Annotated in this window: 19 protein-coding genes; all 19 read right to left on the bottom strand. The window is 47.8% G+C overall.

Going from position 1 to position 19,037, the window contains the following annotated elements:
* Positions 1-5: 5 nt before the first annotated feature.
* The gene (locus DWY57_RS18255; protein ID WP_119962213.1) at positions 6-2,222 is read right to left on the bottom strand and encodes an AAA family ATPase; all 2,217 of its coding nucleotides are present in this window, start codon (positions 2,220-2,222) and stop codon (positions 6-8) included.
* A 167-nt stretch (positions 2,223-2,389) separates the two neighbouring features.
* Entirely contained in the window at positions 2,390-3,280 is an 891-nt protein-coding gene (locus tag DWY57_RS18250; RefSeq protein WP_117599583.1) for a F0F1 ATP synthase subunit gamma, read from the bottom strand.
* 93 nt (positions 3,281-3,373) lie between these two features.
* Entirely contained in the window at positions 3,374-4,957 is a 1,584-nt protein-coding gene (atpA, locus tag DWY57_RS18245; RefSeq protein WP_117599733.1) for a F0F1 ATP synthase subunit alpha, read from the bottom strand.
* A 133-nt stretch (positions 4,958-5,090) separates the two neighbouring features.
* The gene (locus DWY57_RS18240) at positions 5,091-5,651 is read right to left on the bottom strand and encodes a F0F1 ATP synthase subunit delta (protein WP_119962212.1); all 561 of its coding nucleotides are present in this window, start codon (positions 5,649-5,651) and stop codon (positions 5,091-5,093) included.
* An 11-nt stretch (positions 5,652-5,662) separates the two neighbouring features.
* Positions 5,663-6,169, bottom strand: a complete 507-nt coding sequence (atpF, locus tag DWY57_RS18235; RefSeq protein ID WP_005829120.1) for a F0F1 ATP synthase subunit B — start codon at positions 6,167-6,169, stop codon at positions 5,663-5,665.
* Positions 6,170-6,264: 95 nt separating this feature from the next.
* Positions 6,265-6,522, bottom strand: coding sequence for an ATP synthase F0 subunit C (gene atpE, locus DWY57_RS18230; protein ID WP_005829122.1), 258 nt, complete (start codon positions 6,520-6,522; stop codon positions 6,265-6,267).
* 56 nt (positions 6,523-6,578) lie between these two features.
* A complete protein-coding gene (atpB, locus tag DWY57_RS18225; RefSeq protein WP_119962211.1) occupies positions 6,579-7,649 on the bottom strand; it encodes a F0F1 ATP synthase subunit A in 1,071 nt (356 codons plus the stop codon).
* Positions 7,633-8,052 carry a hypothetical protein gene (locus DWY57_RS18220; RefSeq protein ID WP_119962210.1) on the bottom strand — a complete coding sequence of 140 codons (420 nt, stop codon included), beginning with the start codon at positions 8,050-8,052 and terminating at the stop codon, positions 7,633-7,635. Before DWY57_RS18220 ends, atpB begins: the two co-directional genes overlap by 17 nt.
* A 40-nt stretch (positions 8,053-8,092) precedes the next feature.
* Positions 8,093-8,341, bottom strand: a complete 249-nt coding sequence (gene atpC / locus DWY57_RS18215) for an ATP synthase F1 subunit epsilon (RefSeq protein WP_117599579.1) — start codon at positions 8,339-8,341, stop codon at positions 8,093-8,095.
* Between the two features lie 19 nt (positions 8,342-8,360).
* Positions 8,361-9,896 carry a F0F1 ATP synthase subunit beta gene (gene atpD / locus DWY57_RS18210; RefSeq protein WP_119962209.1) on the bottom strand — a complete coding sequence of 512 codons (1,536 nt, stop codon included), beginning with the start codon at positions 9,894-9,896 and terminating at the stop codon, positions 8,361-8,363.
* 615 nt (positions 9,897-10,511) lie between these two features.
* A complete protein-coding gene (gene galE, locus DWY57_RS18205; RefSeq protein WP_025833837.1) occupies positions 10,512-11,546 on the bottom strand; it encodes a UDP-glucose 4-epimerase GalE in 1,035 nt (344 codons plus the stop codon).
* Positions 11,547-11,678: 132 nt separating this feature from the next.
* Positions 11,679-12,257, bottom strand: coding sequence for an electron transport complex subunit RsxA (rsxA, locus tag DWY57_RS18200; protein WP_008663551.1), 579 nt, complete (start codon positions 12,255-12,257; stop codon positions 11,679-11,681).
* Between the two features lie 61 nt (positions 12,258-12,318).
* Complete coding sequence (locus tag DWY57_RS18195; protein ID WP_117599732.1) at positions 12,319-12,903, bottom strand: electron transport complex subunit E; 585 nt, start codon at positions 12,901-12,903, stop codon at positions 12,319-12,321.
* Positions 12,904-12,919: 16 nt separating this feature from the next.
* The gene (locus DWY57_RS18190; protein ID WP_005829140.1) at positions 12,920-13,585 is read right to left on the bottom strand and encodes an RnfABCDGE type electron transport complex subunit G; all 666 of its coding nucleotides are present in this window, start codon (positions 13,583-13,585) and stop codon (positions 12,920-12,922) included.
* Positions 13,582-14,574 carry an RnfABCDGE type electron transport complex subunit D gene (locus DWY57_RS18185; RefSeq protein ID WP_005829143.1) on the bottom strand — a complete coding sequence of 331 codons (993 nt, stop codon included), beginning with the start codon at positions 14,572-14,574 and terminating at the stop codon, positions 13,582-13,584. The genes DWY57_RS18190 and DWY57_RS18185 overlap by 4 nt, the downstream gene beginning before the upstream one ends.
* A 6-nt stretch (positions 14,575-14,580) precedes the next feature.
* The gene (rsxC, locus tag DWY57_RS18180) at positions 14,581-15,918 is read right to left on the bottom strand and encodes an electron transport complex subunit RsxC (RefSeq protein WP_005829145.1); all 1,338 of its coding nucleotides are present in this window, start codon (positions 15,916-15,918) and stop codon (positions 14,581-14,583) included.
* 60 nt (positions 15,919-15,978) lie between these two features.
* Positions 15,979-16,881, bottom strand: coding sequence for a Fe-S cluster domain-containing protein (locus DWY57_RS18175; protein ID WP_005836987.1), 903 nt, complete (start codon positions 16,879-16,881; stop codon positions 15,979-15,981).
* A 37-nt stretch (positions 16,882-16,918) separates the two neighbouring features.
* Positions 16,919-17,338 (bottom strand): SoxR reducing system RseC family protein, encoded by a 420-nt coding sequence (locus DWY57_RS18170; protein ID WP_119962208.1) that lies wholly within the window; start codon positions 17,336-17,338, stop codon positions 16,919-16,921.
* Between the two features lie 230 nt (positions 17,339-17,568).
* Positions 17,569-19,008, bottom strand: a complete 1,440-nt coding sequence (locus tag DWY57_RS18165) for a DUF3078 domain-containing protein (RefSeq protein ID WP_119962207.1) — start codon at positions 19,006-19,008, stop codon at positions 17,569-17,571.
* Between the last annotated feature and the right edge of the window lie 29 nt (positions 19,009-19,037).

The following is a 19,037-nucleotide window of genomic DNA, read 5'->3' as shown; positions in this document are numbered from 1 at the left end:
TTCGACTACAGCAACTCCGGCTCTGCCAGTCCTTTCTCTTTGCGATACACACGTACCATCTCCAGAATCACATCTCCATATTTCTCCACCCCTTTCTTTCCGAAATACGGAATGCGTACAAGCATGGCCTTATCCGAAGGAAGCAGATTGCTGATACCCAGAATTGCCTTCTGCTGAATGACGGTATATACGGGCAACCCTAATGCGGAAGCTTCTGCATTGCGCCATGCCACCAAGCGGTTGTAAAGTTCCGGATGCAACACATCCGTGGGTACTTCAACAGCCGCAGCATCGCGTTTCCGCTCACGCGGACGTTTCTCTTTATCAGCCTGCTTACTGCTTCCCTGCCCTTCTTTGGCAGCAGCACTTCTCCCTTTGCCTTTACCCTTCTGCGAAGCCGAATCGTCAATGGAAAGCAGTGCTTTCTGCTTCAAGTATCCTGCCACATGGAAACCATTCTCCAGTACATAATCCAGCAAATCAGTCTTCAAGTCAAACATTGCCTCCAGTTCCTCCATGGCATCCCGGAGCTTCTTCTTCAACTCTTTATTGTCGGAAGTTACCGTACTCGCCATCACCGCATCCAGCGGTTGCAACTGCTCTTGAAAATAAGTGGCGGCAGAGTGTATGCGCCCCTGCAAAGTCGGGTCGGCTGCATAGTCCTGCGCAGTATCAATCAGACGGGTATACTGGATACCGAACTTCTGGGCCACTTTCGTCACTTTGTCGTGAAAACGTTCCACTTCCTCCTTGCAGGCTGCGAGTTGCTTGGGAAAGAGCTTGTACAAGTGCTCGTCTATCAGCCGCACATACCGCCGCAAAGCCTGCTCCATGGGCTGGAAATCGAACAAGCCCGACAGCAGTTCCAGGAAATAGGTCTGCTGCAAGGAACGGAAGCGTTTCTCGTCCGGCTCGTTTCTCCGTGCCTCCATCGTGAAGGTTTCCACTGCATTGTCATTGATTATGGCTCTTGCAGAAAGCGGGGCACTGAGCACCACTCCCTCCAATGTCTTGCAGCGGCTCAGGGCCACATACGTCTGCCCATGCGCAAAGGAGGCGCTGGCATCAATCACGGCACGTTCAAACGTCAGTCCCTGGCTTTTGTGGATGGTAATTGCCCAAGCCAGTTTCAACGGATACTGCCGGAATGTTCCTTCAATATCTTCTGTAATCTCCTTGGTTTCCTCATCAAGCACATACTTGGCATTCGTCCACTCTTCCTCCTGAAGTAAGAAGGTAGCGTCGCTTCCCTTGCTGCGCACTTCAATTCCATCTGCCGACACGGCTGTCACCTCTCCAATCATGCCATTGTAGTAACGGTGTTCGCCGGAGGTGTCGTTCTTCACAAACATTACCTGGGCACCGCGTTTCAGTTCCAGCACCTCATCCGTAGGATAGGAATATTCGGGAAACTTTCCGTCAATCTTGGCGCGAAAGGCATACGAGCGTCCCGGAAGTTGTTCCAGCTCATGGTCATTAATCCGTTGGGCCTGATAATTGTGGGTCACCAGGCGGATGTATCCTTCTTCTTTATCAGGTACGAAATTGGGAATATACCGGCGGTTCAAGGCTTCCAGCACTTGTCCGTCACAACGGTTTTCGCGAATGCGGTTCAGTAATTCAAGAAAAGTCCCATCGTTCTGCCGATAGACTTTCTTTAGCTCTATGGTGCAATATTCCGTCTGCTTCAAGGCCTGGCTGGAAAAGAAATAGGGCGTGTCATAGTATTTGCGCAGCATCTGCCACTCATCGTCTTTCACTACGGGAGCAAGCTGCTGAAGGTCGCCAATCATCAGCAACTGCACGCCGCCAAAAGGTTTGTTCCGGTCGCGGAACCGCCTCAAGACGGCATCCACCGAATCGAGCAAGTCGGCACGGACCATACTGATTTCATCGATGACCAATAAATCTATACTGCGTATAATGTTGATTTTCTCTTTCCCGTAACGGAAACGGTAAGATGCTTTGCCATCCGCGCTGAATGAGCTTTCGGGCACATAAGGAGCGAAAGGTACTTGAAAAAAGGAGTGGATGGTGACACCGCCTGCATTGATAGCGGCAATTCCCGTCGGCGCAAGTACAATCATCCGTTTCGGACTCTCTGCCTTCAGTCTTCGCAGGAAAGTTGTCTTACCGGTACCTGCCTTGCCGGTCAAAAAAAGATGAGTGCCTGTGTTTTCAATGAATTGCCATGCAAGCGCTATTTCGGGATTATTCTCCATGGATATGTTTATTATTCAACCAATCCGCTCTCTCTCAGAATGATACGGATTTCATCAGTAGCCATATATGATAATAGGACAAAGATAGCGGTTATTTCGTTATCCTTGTCCTATTATTCCATTTATTTGTACCCATCCTGAGAAAGCCCTTTACGGGGCAATCCGGACTATTTCAAGCTACCGCCGATAATATCGAGCAGCTCATTCGTAATGGCCTGCTGACGGCTCTTGTTATACTGTTTCGTCAAATCCTGAATCAGCTCATTGGCATTGTCTGTCGCCGTCTGCATGGCAAGCATACGGGCAGCATGTTCCGAAGTATTGGAATCGAGAAGCACGGTAAATATCTTCTGACTCAACACTTTTGGCAGAAGTTCCGCTATCAACTCGCCGACGGAAGGTTCCACAATGTAATCATTATTGAAACTGCGGGCATCTTCCGGTACATCTTCTGCCGCCTCCTGCGCCACTTGCGTCAGGTCAATGGGCAGATAATTCTCGCGAAGCAGCACCTGCGAACCCATCGATTTGAAGTGGTGGTAAATCAGCTCCACATGGTCAATTTGCTTTTCCACAAACTCATGCATCAGCTTCTCCGCCAGCTCATACGCTTCAACGTACGAAGGCTTGTCTGCCATCAACTGATAGCTGCCTTGCGGCACATATCCCATTTTCTTGACAGCTTCCTCCACCTTTCTCCCAACGGGATATATCAGAATATTCTCCTTGCCCAGCGACTGGTAACCTTCCAAAGTCCGTTCCAGCATCTTCGCCACATTCGAGTTGAATGCACCGCACAAGGAACTATTGGACGAAAACGCCACGACCGCTACCCTCGTCACGGGCCTTTTCTCGGTATAGGGCGACTCGAAGGAAGCATCCGTACGCAGAAAGTTCGTCAGAATCTCATTCAGCTTCCGTTGATAAGGCAGCATATTCTCAATCCGCCCCTGCGCCTTGTGCAGTTTGGCAGATGCCACCATCTTCATCGCCGATGTTATCTGGCGTGTACTCTTGACGGAGCTTATTCTATTTTTTACCTCTTTCAGTGAAGCCATATATCTATTTACGATTTACAATGTACAATGTACAATTTGCCATGCGGGTTATGGCGCAGCTAAATTGTAAATTGTAAATTGTCTAATTGTACATTACATGAATTGCCTTGCAACCGCCTCTGCCGTCTCCTCAATCTTTTTGCAGACATCGTCGTTGATGACACCTGTCTTTAAAACGTCGAGTACCTCCATGCGATAGTTCATCTCAAGAGACTCAAGGAAGTTGCGTTCAAACTCGCTGACCTTGTCCAAAGGAATATCCCTCAACAAGCCGTGTGTGCCGCAATAAAGAATGGCAATCTGCTTTTCTACCGGCATCGGACTGTATTGGGGCTGTACCAGCAGGCGCGTATTCTTCTGTCCCTTGTCGATGGTCAATGCCGTCACGGGGTCCATATCACCACTGAACTTGGTAAATGCTTCCAGCTCACGGTACTGTGCCTGGTCAATCTTCAATGTACCTGCCACCTTCTTCATCGCCTTGACTTGGGCATTGCCACCCACACGGCTCACGGAGATACCCACGTCAATGGCCGGACGGTTACCCTGGTTGAAGAGATTCGTATCAAGGAATATCTGCCCGTCAGTGATTGAAATCACATTCGTTGGGATATAGGCGGACACGTCTCCTGCCTGAGTTTCGATAATGGGCAATGCAGTCAGCGAACCACCACCTTTCACCTTGCCTTTCAGACTATCCGGCAGGTCGTTCATCTCGCGTGCCACTTCCTCCTGGCTGATAATCTTCGCCGCACGTTCCAGCAAACGGGAGTGCAGGTAGAAAATATCACCCGGATAGGCCTCACGTCCTGACGGACGGCGCAGAATCAGAGACACTTCACGATAGGCCACCGCCTGCTTGGACAAGTCGTCATAGACCACCAGCGCATGACGGCCGGTATCACGGAAATACTCTCCGATGGCAGCCCCTGCAAAGGGAGCGTAATACTGCAATGCAGCCGGGTCTCCCGCCGTAGCAGCCACCACAATGGTATAGTCCATCGCACCGTACTGGTGCAGGGTATTCACAATAGAAGCTACGGTAGAACCTTTCTGGCCAATGGCTACATAAATGCAATATACCGGATCACCTGCTTCAAAATTGGCACGCTGGTTGATGATGGTATCGATGGCAATGGCTGTCTTACCGGTCTGGCGGTCACCGATAATCAGCTCACGCTGTCCGCGACCAATAGGTATCATGGCGTCCACAGCCTTCAGACCGGTCTGAAGCGGCTGATTCACCGGCTGGCGGAAGATGACTCCCGGTGCCTTACGTTCCAACGGCATTTCATAAAGTTCTCCGCCTATCAGTCCTTTGCCATCAAGCGGCGCACCCAGAGGGTCTATTACACGGCCCAGCATACCCTCTCCCACCATGATGGAAGCAATACGCTTGGTACGCTTTACAATGAAGCCTTCCTTGATTTTATCCGTAGGGCCAAGCAACACAGCACCCACATTATCCTCTTCGAGGTTCATCACAATGGCCTTGATGCCGTTGTCGAACTCCAACAACTCGTTGGCTTCGGCATTGCGCAACCCATAGATACGGGCTACACCGTCACTGACTTGCAGTACCGTGCCAATCTCGTCCAACTGTACGCGGGTGTCAATCCCTTCCAGTTGCTTGCGGAGAATATCGGAGACTTCGCTTACTTTTATATTTTCAGACAACATCTTAGTATTTACTATTTTACGATTTACTATTTACTATTTGAAAGAACCCGAATCATATACCGTTTTGACCTCTACAACTTACGCATCACAAGACTATTAAATAGTAAATTGTAAATTGTCAAATCGTAAATCATACGATCCTTCTATTCTTATCAATAAACTGCTGTTTCACTTTCTTAAGCTGCGTAGCAATACTGGCATCCAGACGGAAGTCGTTGATGTCGAAGATAAAACCACCTTCAATGGAGGGATCCACTTCAGTCTGCAGCTCCATGCTGGCATGCAGCAGGGTGGAAGCACTGTTATGGATACGCTCCCGCACTTCCTGGCTGACGGGAACGGCTGTTATCAGCTTTCCTACACCGATATGCTTGTCTTTCCGGTACAAATCCAGAAAACTCAGGCAGATGTACTGGAGAAAGTTTTCCCGCCGGTTCTTCAACACCAAGGTCATGAAACGCGCAAACTCACGGCCCGCAGGAGCATCCCCCACAGCAGCGGTACAGATAAGTGCGAACTTCTCACGTATCGTCAGGATGGGGTTTTCCAATGCCATGCACAAATCCGGATGTTTCCTGAAGCTACGGGCAAGCATACAAAACTCCTTGTACAGAGTATCTTCTACCCCCATACTCTTGGCATATTCCATCAATGCTTTCGCATAACGCATCGAAACGATTCCTATATCCATTTCTTTGAGAATTAATTGTTTCTACTTGCGGCCAGCACTTCATCCAGCATCCGGTCTATCATCTCCATCTGCTCATGTTTCTCGTCCAGATTCTTGCGGATAATTTTCTCAGCTATATCTACGGACAAGACTGCCACCTGGCGGCGAATATCGCGGATGGCCTCTTCCTTCTCTTGCTGTATCTGCTTTTTAACTTCGTCCAGCTCCTTCTGCGCGGCGGCTTCCGCCTGCTTGCGTGCTTCGACGATAATCTTGTCACGCTCATGCATCGCCTCCCGCAGAATGCGTCCTTGTTCTTTGTTGGCAGCAGCAATCAACGCTTCACTCTCCTCTTTCAGTTTGGAGAGCTGGGCATTTGCTTCGCGTGCCACTTCCAAAGACTGGTCGATGTAGGTCTTGCGACCTTCCACCATCTTGGTGATAACGGGAAAACCGTACTTGGCAAGCACCACAAACACCACACCGAATGAAAGAAGCATCCAGAACAGCAGACCACTATCGGGTAATAACAATGACATAATTTTATTTACGATTTGACAATTTACGATTTACAATTTGGCTGCGCGGTGATGCTGCACGGACAAATTGTAAATCGTAAATGGTAGATTGTACATTATAAAAAGAACACCAATAAACACACAACTACTGCCAACAAAGCAACACCTTCAATCAAGGCAGCGGCAATAATCATGTTCATACGGATATCTCCGGATGCTTCCGGCTGACGGGCAATGGCCTCCATGGCAGAACCGCCGATTTTACCGATACCTACACCAGCACCAATAACAGCCAGACCAGCACCAATGGCTGCACCCAGTTTACTAACTCCCACACCTGCCGCAGCAGCTTGCAATAATACAGATAGTAACATAACTTTCAGTTTTTAAATGGTTATTTTTATTAATATTTATATTCCCAATAATCGTATCATTTCACCGCCTTCTCCTTATGCTCTTCCTGCGCCAGACCGATGAACACGGCTGACAGCATGGTGAACACATATGCCTGGATAAAGGCAACCAACAATTCAAGTGCATTCATAAAGATATTGAACAGCACCGAGGCCACGGTAAGCGTTCCGTTCAAAGCAGGTCCCATACTGGCCGAGATGAATATCAGGCAGGTAAGCACCAGCATTGCCATGTGTCCTGCCAGCATATTGGCAAAAAGACGTATCATCAAAGCAAACGGTTTGGTAAAAATACCGAAGAACTCGATAAACGGCATCATGGGGACCGGCACCTTCAGCCACCAGGGCACATCCGGCCAGAAGATATCTTTCCAATAGGTCTTGGTTCCAAAGATATTCACGGCCAAGAAAGTGCAGATGGCCAATACCATCGTAATGGCTATATTTCCCGTCACGTTGGCCCCTCCGGGAAAGAAAGGAATCAGCCCCATAATGTTATTGATGAAAATAAAGAAGAAGGCCGTCAGCAAGTAAGGTGCGAATTTACGGTACTTCGGACCGACACAGCTCTTTATAATATCATCGTTCACCATCATGATAAACATCTCCATAAACCCGATGAAACCACCGGGAGCGGCACTTCCCTGCGGGTGCTTGCGATACCAGTGCGCCACACTTAAAATGATGACAAGCAGCAATGCACTGTTGATGAGCAAAGCCAGTGTCACCTTCGTGATGGAGATATCCAACGGGCGTATTTCGTTTCCGGTGGCATCATGCTCCACCAGCTTGCCTTCGTACTTGCTTCCTGCGGGAGCGATGGAAAAGCCTTCATAACTTCCACCGTTCTCCTCCAGACGTGAGGATAGAAAGACATGCCATCCGGTGGTAGAGCTATGCACTATTACCGGCAAGGGAATCGTAACGTGAGTTTCGCCCCACGTCGTGATGTGCCATTCGTAAGAATCGCCGATATGCCCGAAGACAATCTCCTTCACGTCCACCGTATTCTCAGCCCGCACCGTGGCGGGTAGCAACATGCCCAATGCCAACAGAACTACAGTCAGTATGTTACGCAATCTTTTCATTGTTACTTTTCTTTTTCTGTTTCTTGTTCGCCTCGAAAGTGAAGAAGAACCAGGAATCATAAATCAAATATATCAGATAGTTGGCTATAAACGTCAACAGAAACGCCCTGGCTTCCTCACGTACTGCAACGCAATAAACCAGCATCACAATCATGGAAACCAGCATTCTCATCACACGCATCAGCAGATAAATCTGCAACATTCGTCCCGGCATCCGGTGACGGCAGCTTTCGGTCATATTAATCATGAATATTCCGAAAACAAAGAAGAAAAGCGGAATCAGCGGATAACCGCCGAAATAGTGATGCGGATTTATCGAAAAGTACGTCCATCCGCCTACAATTCCTATCAATACCGTCAAGAGCGCTGTATGCAATAAGTAGTTTCTCTTAGTAATAGTCACGCCAACAACCTTTAATCTTCAATTTCTTATTTTTAATTGCCTATTGCTGTTCTATACAGACGGCAACCCTTCCGTTACTCATCTCTACGAATCCGCTTTGAATATCCAGCTCATGTTCCTCACCGTCCGTTGCGTAAACCAATGTCCCCGTTCCCAACGATGACACAATCGGTGCATGCTGCGGCAGGATAGAAAAAGAGCCCATAGTGCCCGGCAATGTAACACTTTCCACTTCCCCGTTGAAGAGTTCCTTCTCCGGTGAAACAATATTCAAATGCAACTTCTTCATTATCAAAGCTCCCAGAGTTTTAATTTTTAATCGTTTTTTCCCCTGCCTGTTCCAGTAGTTTCTTACCCTTCTCAATAGCTTCTTCAATGGTTCCCACATTCAAGAAAGCTGGTTCGGGCAGGTAGTCCACCTCTCCGTCAAGAATCATCTTGAAGCCTTTGATAGTATCCTCAATGGAAACCATTGTACCGGGGACACCCGTAAACTGCTCGGCAACGGCAAATGGCTGTGAAAGGAAGCGCTGCACACGACGCGCACGGTTCACCAACGTACGGTCGGCATCAGAGAGCTCCTCCATACCGAGGATGGAGATAATGTCTTGCAATTCCTTGTTGCGCTGCAATATTTGTTTCACACGTTGTGCCACTTCGTAGTGTTCCACCCCCACGATGTGTGGGTCAAGAATGCGTGAAGTGGATTCCAACGGGTCTACAGCAGGATAAATACCAAGTTCGGTAATCTTACGGCTCAACACCGTGGTGGCATCGAGGTGGGTAAATGTTGTAGCAGGCGCCGGATCAGTCAAGTCATCGGCAGGCACATATACAGCCTGCACGGAAGTGATGGAACCATTTCTCGTAGAGGTAATACGCTCCTGCATGGCACCCATTTCCGTTGCCAGTGTCGGCTGATAACCCACGGCAGAAGGCATACGGCCCAGCAAGGCCGAAACCTCGGAACCGGCTTGAGTGAAACGGAAGATATTATCAATGAAGAACAGAATGTCACGCGGACCGTCCGTCTCCGCTCCCATGTCACGGAAGGACTCGGCTACCGTCAACCCTGACAATGCCACGGACTGACGCGCACCGGGAGGTTCGTTCATCTGACCGAATATCAAAGACACTTGTGATTTGGCCACTTCGTCATAATCTACTTTGGACAAATCCCAATGGCCCTCCTCCATGCTCTTCTTGAATTCTTCTCCGTAACGGATAACACCGGATTCAATCATTTCTCTCAGCAGGTCGTTGCCTTCACGTGTACGTTCTCCTACACCGGCAAACACAGAGAAGCCGTGCTGCTTCTTCGCAATATTATTGATGAGTTCCTGGATAAGCACTGTCTTGCCTACACCGGCGCCACCAAACAGACCGATTTTACCGCCCTTGCTATAGGGTTCCAGCAAGTCGATAACCTTGATGCCTGTATAAAGTACCTCTTGTACGGTAGTCAAATCTTCAAACTTAGGGGGTTCGCGATGGATGGGATAAGCACCGGTACGGTCCAGTTCCTTCATGCCGTCGATAGAGTCGCCCACTACGTTCATCAGGCGGCCTTTGATTTGTGTACCTATCGGCATGGTGATGGGGCCTCCCAGCGGATGCACTTTCATACCTCTCTGCAGGCCGTCCGTACTGTCCATAGCAACAGTACGCACCGTGTTTTCACCAATGTGTTGCTGTACCTCTACAATCAGTCTTTTTCCGTTCGACCTTTCTATTTCCAGTGCGTCGTGAATACTCGGCAACATCATCTCTGCCTCCGTTCCTTCGAAATAGACGTCTACTACAGGTCCGATTACCTGTGAGATATGTCCAACAATCTGTGACATAAGCAATCTTTTTTATTCTATATTTCCTTAATTATTTTTCCCAATACTAAGTTGTAAGTCGCGTGTATCCTCTAAAACAAATCAGCCAAGTCGCGTCTTTCGTCAGCTATATAAGTACTCGTACCTATTAACGTTTGTCAGCAACGGTTTGTTCATCCCAATAGTTACATAAACAACAACGCAAATGTATAAACAATTTGCATGTAGTTGTTACCGTGTATAGCATTTTTTGAACAAAAAATACTATTTTGAACGATTAATACTACAATTGGAACAAATTGCTACAGACATGATAACGTCAGTTAACAATTGGCAAGAAAAGGAATTGCCCACCCATCTTATGAAAAACCACAGAATTGGCAATAAAGATTCCGTATATAATATACAAAAAAATAAGCCTTGTCTCTCGACAAGGCTTATTCACAACACAAACACAAAATAAAACACGACAAAACTACTATGCAATCTTACCTGTCTATGCCGGGGAGGCATACGTACTAGTTACGGATATTCACATATACATAAACAGCTTCAGGCTGATTTGCACATTATAAACAAATGCGGGGAGGCATTTGTTTATTGCTTATTTGTTAAAAAACACAAATTCAAAGTTTGTCATTGAATACCTCGTTCACGAAGCTTCAACTGCCATTTCCATGCAGAAAGTAAAGTATCTTCAATACTTGTTTCTGCCTTCCAACCCAGTTCATTGTTTGCCAATTCCGGGTTTGCCCATACCTTCTCAATATCACCGGCACGCCGACCTACTATCTGATAGTTCAGTTTTACACCGGTAGCCTTTTCGAAAGCATTAATCAGTTCCAATACGGAAAGTCCACGACCTGTACCGATATTGAATACTTCCACTTTCTCCTTCTGCTTGTTCTCCAAGATACGGCGGATAGCCACTACGTGTGCTTTGGCCAAATCGACTACATTGATGAAGTCGCGGATACAAGAACCGTCGGGAGTATCATAATCGTCACCAAACACGCTCAGTTTCTCACGGATGCCGATAGCGGTCTGGGTAAGATAAGGAATCAAGTTCTGCGGTACACCGTTAGGCAATTCTCCCAGCAATGCTGTGGGGTGTGCACCTATCGGGTTGAAGTAACGCAACAAGATGGCGTTTATCGGAGCACCGGAAGCAACCGTATCACGTACAATCTCTTCATTGATTTGCTTCGTGTTTCCATACGGAGACTCAGCTTTCTTGATAGGTGCCTTTTCCGTTACCGGAAGCTCGTCCGGCTGGCCGTAAACTGTACAGGAAGAAGAGAATACGATACCCTCCACTCCATGCTTCGGCATCAGTTCCAGCAGGTTAATCAGTGAAACCAGGTTATTACGATAGTAAAGCAACGGTTTCTGGACAGACTCACCTACGGCCTTGCTGGCTGCAAAGTGAATGATGGCTTTAATGCCTTTATATTTGGTAAACACAGCGTCAAGACCGGCATAATCCAAGCAATCCAATTTCTCGAATGCAGGACGGATACCCGATACCTTCTCTATGTTATCTACAACATCTGCGCTGGAGTTTGACAAATTATCAATAATAACAACTTCATAACCTGCGTTTTGAAGTTCCACCACCGTGTGAGAACCAATGTAACCGGTTCCACCCGTAACTAAAATTTTCTCTTTCATATTAAATATAGACAATTTAGCTTTTAGGTTATCAATACGCCACAAATGTAAGGAAATAAATTAATAAAAACAGAAAAAGGGGGGATAAATTTTAGCTTATCCCCCCTTCACTTTATTTCCGGTTTTTCTTCTTTAAATCTTCACAACCCCCGAAAAGCCCATGAATGCCATTGCCAGCAGTCCGGCTGTAATCAAAGCTATCGGAGTGCCCTGCATACCTTTCGGCACACTAACCAGGCTCATTTGCTCGCGCAGGCCTGCAAACAGTGTCAGTGCCAAGCCGAAACCAAGTGCCGTGGAGAATGCATAAACCACTCCCGTCAGCAAATCATAATCTTTTTGGATAACAAGGATGGCCACACCGAGAATACAGCAGTTGGTAGTAATCAACGGCAGGAACACGCCCAAGGCCTGATACAGAGAAGGAGAAACTTTCTTCAGGATAATCTCTACCATCTGCACCAATGCGGCAATCACCAGGATAAAGGTAATAGTCTGCAAATAGCCCAAATCAAAAGCGTCGAGCACATACTTCTGAATAAGGAATGTCACGATGGTGGCGATGGTGAGCACGAATGCCACCGCTGCCGACATGCCCAATGCAGTCTCCACTTTCTTGGAAACTCCCAAGAACGGGCAAATTCCCAAGAATTGCGACAATACGATGTTGTTTACAAAGATTGCCGAGATAAATATCAATATATATTCCATTTCTTTAATTTATTAATTGAAAAATGACAATCGATAATGAACCATTATCAATCATCCATTATCAAGCCTTCTTCATACTGTTGATTAAAGCAATGAGATAGCCCAATGCGATGAATGCACCCGGAGCAAGGACAAATACCAACATGCCGTATTCTTCAGGAAGGATACTCAAGTTGAATATCTTGCCGGTTCCCAGGAACTCACGCACGGCACCCAGCAATGTCAGTGCAATGGTAAAGCCCAAGCCCATGCCCAGACCGTCGAACAAGGAAGCCACCGGATTGTTTTTGGCAGCAAATGCCTCGGCACGTCCCAATACGATACAGTTTACAACAATCAGCGGAATGAACAAGCCCAGCGTGGCGTACAATGCAGGAACGTAGGCTTGCATTATCATCTGCAACAGTGTCACAAATGATGCTATGACCACAATGAATGAAGGGATACGCACCATATCGGGAATCAGATTCTTGATGGCAGAAATCACCACATTGGAACATATCAGCACGAACATTGTAGCCAGTCCCATACCCATACCGTTGATAGCAGAGGAAGTGGTACCCAGTGTAGGACACATACCCAGCAGGAGTACAAACGTAGGATTCTCTTTGATAATCCCGTTCATCATAACTTTAAAATTATTCATATCTTCTACTCCTTTCTTATTTAGCGCTGAGTGTATCCACAGCTTCGGGAGCTGCGGAATCAGCAGGTTGTTCAACATTCTTTTGAGTAGCGCCGGTAGTGCCGTCGGCAGTTTCCTGACCGGCATAGGCAGCATAAGCCGCATTCACTGCATTCAAAAAAGCACGTGAAGTGATGGTAGACGCTGTAATGGCATCTACTTTACCACCGTCCTTGCTCACTGTCAATGCCGCTTCACCCGGATTCATGCCGGTGATGTCACCTTTATTGCCTTTCTTGAACCAGTCGGCAGCTTTGGAGCCCAACCCCGGAGTTTCCACATGCGACAACAAGGAGTAGTCGATGATTTTGCCTTCGGCATCGAAACCGACCAACACTTTCAGCTCACCGCCAAAACCCATGGCAACAGCTTCCACAGCAGCTCCGATATATTCTCCGCCTTTGGTGGCAGGATATACAGAATACTGTACTCCGTTTACTTCCTGCATCTTCTTCTCGGCGATGGGGTCATTGTCGAAGCCCGGAACCACCGCACTTACGGCATCGCTCAAGGTCTTTGCATTGGCCTGCGCAATGGGCTCCTTCGTCAATTCGTTTACATAAGCCAGCAACGCTACGGAGATTGCGGTAACGCCCGTAAGTACCAGCAACATATTCTTCAAGGATGATTCTAACTTTTTCATTTCTTCTTCGCTACCTCCCCAAAGCGTTTAGGTTTAACATAGGTGTTGATGAGCGGAGTGAACGCATTCATAATCAGAATGGCAAACGACATGCCCTCCGGATATGCACCGAACAGACGGATGATGACAGTCAGCAGGCCGATGCAAACACCATAAATCAGCATACCTTTGTGGCTCATCGGAGAAGTCACGTAGTCCGTAGCCATAAAGACAGCACCCAGCATCAGACCACCGGACAACAACTGTACGACCGGGGATACATAAAGTTCCGGATTGACCAGATACATGATACCGGAGAACACGAATACCGTCACCAGAATAGATACCGGAATGTGCCAGGTAATGATTTTCTTCCACAGCATGTAGAACAAGCCAAGCAACAGCGCCAAGGCACTCACCTCACCGAGACATCCTCCATTATTACCTATCAGAAGGTCGAAAGCTCCCGGAAGGTCGCTCAGGGACATGCCCGGAGCACCATTGATGACACCTTTCATAATAGCCAGTGGCGTAGCAGCCGTCGTGGCATCCGTATAGGCTGTCAACTGGCCTACAGCCGGCCATGTCGTCATCTGCACGGGGAATGAAAGCAACAGGAACACACGTCCTGCCAGTGCAGGGTTAAAGGGATTGCAACCCAAACCTCCGAAGGACATCTTGCCTACCCCGATGGCAAACAAGGCGCCGAGGATGATTATCCAGATGGGCAGGTTGGAAGGCAGGTTAAAGGCCAGCAACACACCGGTAATGATGGCAGAGCCGTCGGTGATGGTTGTGGTCTCTTTTTTCATGAGGAATTTGCCGATGGCCCATTCAAAGAACAAGCAGGCTGCTACGGAAGTGGCCGTAACAATCAGCGCACCCAGTCCGAAAAAGTAAAGCGAAACGAGGAATGCCGGAATCAATGCGATAAGCACACCGTACATATTCTTCTTCACGCTGTCACCGCCGTGAACGTGGGGCGAAAGGGATACGATTAATTTATTCATACTTCGTTATTTTTTAGCTTGACGTGCACGGATCATCGCTCCTACCTTACCCTTACCCAAGCGGATATAATCCAGCATCGGACGGTTGGAAGGACAAGTGAACTGGCATGAACCGCATTCTATACACGACATAATGTCTTCTTTCTCTACTCTTTCAAAATCTCCGTGGGCCGAAACGGTAGCCAGCAGATACGGCTCCAACCCCATCGGGCAGGCTCCCACGCACTTGGCACAACGGATACAAGGCTGTACTTCGCCGCGCTTGGCTTCCTTCTCGTTCATAATCAGAATACCGGAGCTTCCTTTGGCTGTCGGTACATCCGTATTTACCAGAGCTTTACCCATCATCGGGCCACCGCCGATAATCTTACCCGTATCTTCGGGCAGACCGCCGCAAGCTTCAATCAGCTGCTTCATCGGCGTACCGATACGTGCCAGGAAATTGGACGGCTTTGCCAACGACTTACCGGTCACGGTAATGACACGCTCAAACAGAGGTTTGTTCTTCTGTACGGCCTGGTAAACGGCAAATGCGGTACCCACATTCTGCACCACAGCTCCCGTGGAGATAGGCAACGCACCGGCTGCAACCTGGCGACTGATGACAGCATCAATCAACTGCTTTTCACCACCCTGCGGATATTGTACCTTCAAGGGTACCACCTCGATACCTGCATAGCTGGAAGCAACCTTCGTCATCAGCTGGATGGCATCGGGCTTGTTGTTCTCAATGCCGATGAATGCCTTGTTCACCTTTACCGCCTTCATCAGAATGGATACACCTACCATAATTTCTTCCGCATGTTCCAGCATCAGCTGATGGTCGGCAGTCAGATACGGTTCGCACTCTACGGCGTTGATGATGACACACTCTGCCTTGAATGCAGGAGGAGGACACAACTTGACCTGCGTAGGGAAGCATGCACCGCCCAGACCTACGATACCGGCATCAGCGATTTTCTTCACGATTTCCTCGGAGGTCAGACTGCATTCCTTCACCAACGTTTCGGAACGGTCAATGGATTCTTCCCATTCATCCCCTTCTACGTCAATGAATATAGCAGGCTTGGCGTAACCGCTGGCATCGACAATCGTGTCAATCTTAGCGACTTTCCCGCTGACAGACGAATGAATGGCTGCTGATACAAAACCGCCGGGCTCGGCAATCTTTGTACCCACTTTCACAACATCACCTTTGGCAACGATAGGCTTGGCAGGAGCACCGATGTGCTGTCCCAGCAAGATAGCGGCCTTGGCCGGAATCTCTGCCTTGATGATAGGCTGATGTGCTGAAAGTTTATTTTCGTGTGGATGGACTCCACCAATTGAAAATGTCTTCAACATACAATTCTGTATTTTTAGTCGTTTATTTACTTTATTAATTCATACCTCAACTTGGGAAGTCTAAACCTCTGCTTTAGGAGTCTCAACCTCAGCTTTAGGAACTGCAACCTTTACTTGGGGAGCTGTATCGTCAGCCTTCGGTTTGCGCGGCGGGAAGTTGAGGGCAATGATTGTGTTTTGCGGACAAGCTTCCTCGCACTTGCGACAGGATTTACACTTATTGGGGTCAATGTAAGCCAGATTGTTTTCCAGCGTGATAGCCTCGAACGGACAAACCTTCACACACTTGCCGCAACCGATACATGCCACGGTACAAGCCTTGCGTGCTACGGCCCCCTTGTCCTTGTTTACACACTGTACGTAAATACGACGTGATTTCTTGCCTTGAGGACGGATTTCAATAATAGATTTCGGACAAGCCTTGGCACAAGCTCCACAAGCCGTACACTTTTCCTCATCCACTTCGGGAAGTCCGGTCTCCGGATTCATGTGGATAGCATCGAACTGGCAGGCAGCCACACAGTCGCCGCATCCCAGACAGCCATAACTACAACCCGTTTCACCACCATAGAGAGAAGCCGCAATGGCACAACTCTTGGCGCCATCGTATTGGTTCACACGAGGACGGTTGGCACAAGTTCCATTACATCTCACCACCGCAACCATAGGTTCGGCAGCAGCGGCATCCAAGCCCAGAATCTCGGCAATCTTTGTCATGACGGGCTGTCCACCCACCGGACAAAGTTTACCATCCAGCGAACCTGCCTTTACGCAAGCATCTGCAAATCCGCTACAACCGGGGTAACCACATCCACCGCAATTTGCCTGGGGAAGCACCTCTGCTACCTGGGCAATCCGCGGATCTTCATACACGGCGAATTTCTTGGAAGCCACGTAAAGAATAGCGGCCGATACCAGCGCTATAACTCCCAATGAAATCACTGCAATCAGAATTACATTCATAAATTAGTTGTTTATTAATTATTTGTTTTATTATTAGTTAGTTCATCGGTCGTACGGAGAATGAGAACTTCTTACCCATCCGCGACTTGTTCAGCCACAATATATAATAATAAGGTATAAGAAGTGCCAGCGAACAAAGTGCAGAACGCAGCTCGTCATTCCAGATAGCCATAAAGACAAACAGTGAGATTATCAGAATAAGGAAAGGAAATATAAAGGCAAACAGAACTGCCATCACTCCCATTGAAAGTTCGCCCGTCACCCATACACGGTCGCCGGGCTGGTAGGATGCGGCATTGGCATCGGCCACATCGACAAGTTTCTCTTTCGTATCCGCAGAGGTACAATGTCCCTTGACACTACACGAAGCGCACGCTGAAGTCTGGATGATTCTCACTTGGAGATGAGAACCGTTTATGTTTTCCACAATACCTTGATGTTTTATAGTATTCGTCATTTTGCAAAGTGTGCATTACAAATCTCGGCAAATTTACGCATTATTTGTGAACTGCAAACCTTTCCTATGTATTTTCTGTGTTCGTAAACATGCTTTTTCTATGTTTTTATGTTTTTTCACCTGCCACAGACTACAAAAAGACAAAAAACAGACGGTCTGTCGAGGAAAAACAGACCGTCTGACTAACCAAAACAGATAATCTGTTCACTCCGAACAGACCATTTGTTTATTTACCATTTATAATTGATACCGAAACTGAGCAATTCTTTTACCTGAAAATAGCTGTCCCCTTCCGTCGGCTTGGCACTGTCATCATAGCGGGCGTGCACATAAAGCTTGGTGGAAAGATAGCGGTTCAGCACAAAGTTCACCGTGTTTTCCCATTCGATACGTGTCCACTCATAACTGGTCTGGAAGTCTAGGCGGGAATCCAGCGTAATGGAAGGAATGATGGTCCACGAAAGTGTAGGCTGTATCTGCGAACCGAAGTTATGCTTCACGCACTTGCCCTCCTCAAGACCGAAACTCACTTCATTCACCCCCTTATTCCCTACATAACGCAGCATGTACGTCAGCGGAGCTATGAAAACGGACAAGCTGAATTTCTGCTTTTTCAACTTGTAGTCCATACCGATACTGCTCGACCAATCTGCCGGAGCAAAGAAAGCGGAAACCAGCTCTTCACTGTTGGCCTTGTAGCCATTGCAGAACTGGGTCTTAAACTCAGTCGTGATGGTATAATACCACTTGGATGCAGCCTGAATACCCAGTTTACTGTACAGCCGGAGTTGGTCGGTACTTACCAGATAGTTATGAAACTCGTCGGAAGGTGCCGAGCTGAAGCCTAGCTTGGCATCGAGCAGATTTTCCCACTGCACCTTCTCACGGTCATTATAGTTGGCAAACAATTGCAGGTTGGCAAGCACGGCGTTAGTGCTCTCGCCTCCCTTGTACCAGTTGTCGGAGATATAGTTCTGTGTAATCTGCAACGAACCGTTTCCACCGGTCACCCACCAGTTGGGCTTGTGGATAATTACGTCGGCTTCCTCCTTCACTCCCACCATATTCTCTTGTGCAAACAGTTTCACGACGGACGGTTTGGAAGAAACTTCCTTCTCTATATTATCCTTGAATATCTTCCCTTTCATCACCTCCTTCTCGGTCATTACAACCAGATTGGGACAATCTACATACGTGTTCAGCAGCGTACGGTCCACCAGCTTGTTGACGCGGTCCTTCGAGGTGAAAGTCAGTGTGTCGAACGGCAGCATCTCGCGCGTCATGGCAGGCACCGTATCGGGCATCTGGAAATGCCAGTCCACCTTGGAAAGGCGTCTCATGGGAGCATAATAATAGGTAAGGGGGAGGAACAACCTATAGTAGTTCGGATCGGAAGGTATATAACGTTCCGGGGTCGTGGGGTCATTCAGATAATCCAGCACTCCGAAATACCTTTCATATAATATGGAAACAGTATCCAGCTTGTACCCCGTACCTTCCGGTTTCAATTTCAGAATCATGTATTCTTTCATTATATCCGGCAAGGTGTCGGCTTTGGCAGTTGTTTCCTGTCCACTGTTCTTCGAGGCGGTATCCAGCGTATTCTGTGCCATCACCGACGAAGAGATCATCGTAGCAATTAACCAAAATGCAATGTGTCTATTCTTCATAATGCCCTTAAGTCTATGTTTCGAGCGCA

Origin of the sequence: Bacteroides sp. AF25-5LB (assembly GCF_003602965.1) — a bacterium.
GTDB classification, from domain to species: Bacteria; Bacteroidota; Bacteroidia; order Bacteroidales; family Bacteroidaceae; genus Bacteroides; species Bacteroides uniformis.
The sequence above is the reverse complement of the archived record's forward strand: the minus strand, read 5'-3'. Positions and strand labels throughout refer to the sequence as shown.

What these genes read in the sequence shown, in the direction of transcription:
- DWY57_RS18175 (WP_005836987.1), bottom strand. Translation starts at nt 16,881, where the DNA reads ATGAATGTAATTCTGATTGCAGTGATTTCATTGGGAGTTATAGCGCTG.
- DWY57_RS18195 (WP_117599732.1), bottom strand. Translation starts at nt 12,903, where the DNA reads ATGAATAATTTTAAAGTTATGATGAACGGGATTATCAAAGAGAATCCT.
- atpD (WP_119962209.1), bottom strand. Translation starts at nt 9,896, where the DNA reads ATGTCACAGATTGTTGGACATATCTCACAGGTAATCGGACCTGTAGTA.
- DWY57_RS18240 (WP_119962212.1), bottom strand. Translation starts at nt 5,651, where the DNA reads ATGGATATAGGAATCGTTTCGATGCGTTATGCGAAAGCATTGATGGAA.
- atpB (WP_119962211.1), bottom strand. Translation starts at nt 7,649, where the DNA reads ATGAAAAGATTGCGTAACATACTGACTGTAGTTCTGTTGGCATTGGGC.
- DWY57_RS18255 (WP_119962213.1), bottom strand. Translation starts at nt 2,222, where the DNA reads ATGGAGAATAATCCCGAAATAGCGCTTGCATGGCAATTCATTGAAAAC.
- DWY57_RS18185 (WP_005829143.1), bottom strand. Translation starts at nt 14,574, where the DNA reads ATGAATAAATTAATCGTATCCCTTTCGCCCCACGTTCACGGCGGTGAC.
- DWY57_RS18165 (WP_119962207.1), bottom strand. Translation starts at nt 19,008, where the DNA reads ATGAAGAATAGACACATTGCATTTTGGTTAATTGCTACGATGATCTCT.
- DWY57_RS18190 (WP_005829140.1), bottom strand. Translation starts at nt 13,585, where the DNA reads ATGAAAAAGTTAGAATCATCCTTGAAGAATATGTTGCTGGTACTTACG.
- galE (WP_025833837.1), bottom strand. Translation starts at nt 11,546, where the DNA reads ATGAAAGAGAAAATTTTAGTTACGGGTGGAACCGGTTACATTGGTTCT.
- atpE (WP_005829122.1), bottom strand. Translation starts at nt 6,522, where the DNA reads ATGTTACTATCTGTATTATTGCAAGCTGCTGCGGCAGGTGTGGGAGTT.
- rsxA (WP_008663551.1), bottom strand. Translation starts at nt 12,257, where the DNA reads ATGGAATATATATTGATATTTATCTCGGCAATCTTTGTAAACAACATC.
- atpF (WP_005829120.1), bottom strand. Translation starts at nt 6,169, where the DNA reads ATGTCATTGTTATTACCCGATAGTGGTCTGCTGTTCTGGATGCTTCTT.
- atpC (WP_117599579.1), bottom strand. Translation starts at nt 8,341, where the DNA reads ATGAAGAAGTTGCATTTGAATATTGTTTCACCGGAGAAGGAACTCTTC.
- DWY57_RS18170 (WP_119962208.1), bottom strand. Translation starts at nt 17,338, where the DNA reads ATGACGAATACTATAAAACATCAAGGTATTGTGGAAAACATAAACGGT.
- rsxC (WP_005829145.1), bottom strand. Translation starts at nt 15,918, where the DNA reads ATGTTGAAGACATTTTCAATTGGTGGAGTCCATCCACACGAAAATAAA.
- DWY57_RS18250 (WP_117599583.1), bottom strand. Translation starts at nt 3,280, where the DNA reads ATGGCTTCACTGAAAGAGGTAAAAAATAGAATAAGCTCCGTCAAGAGT.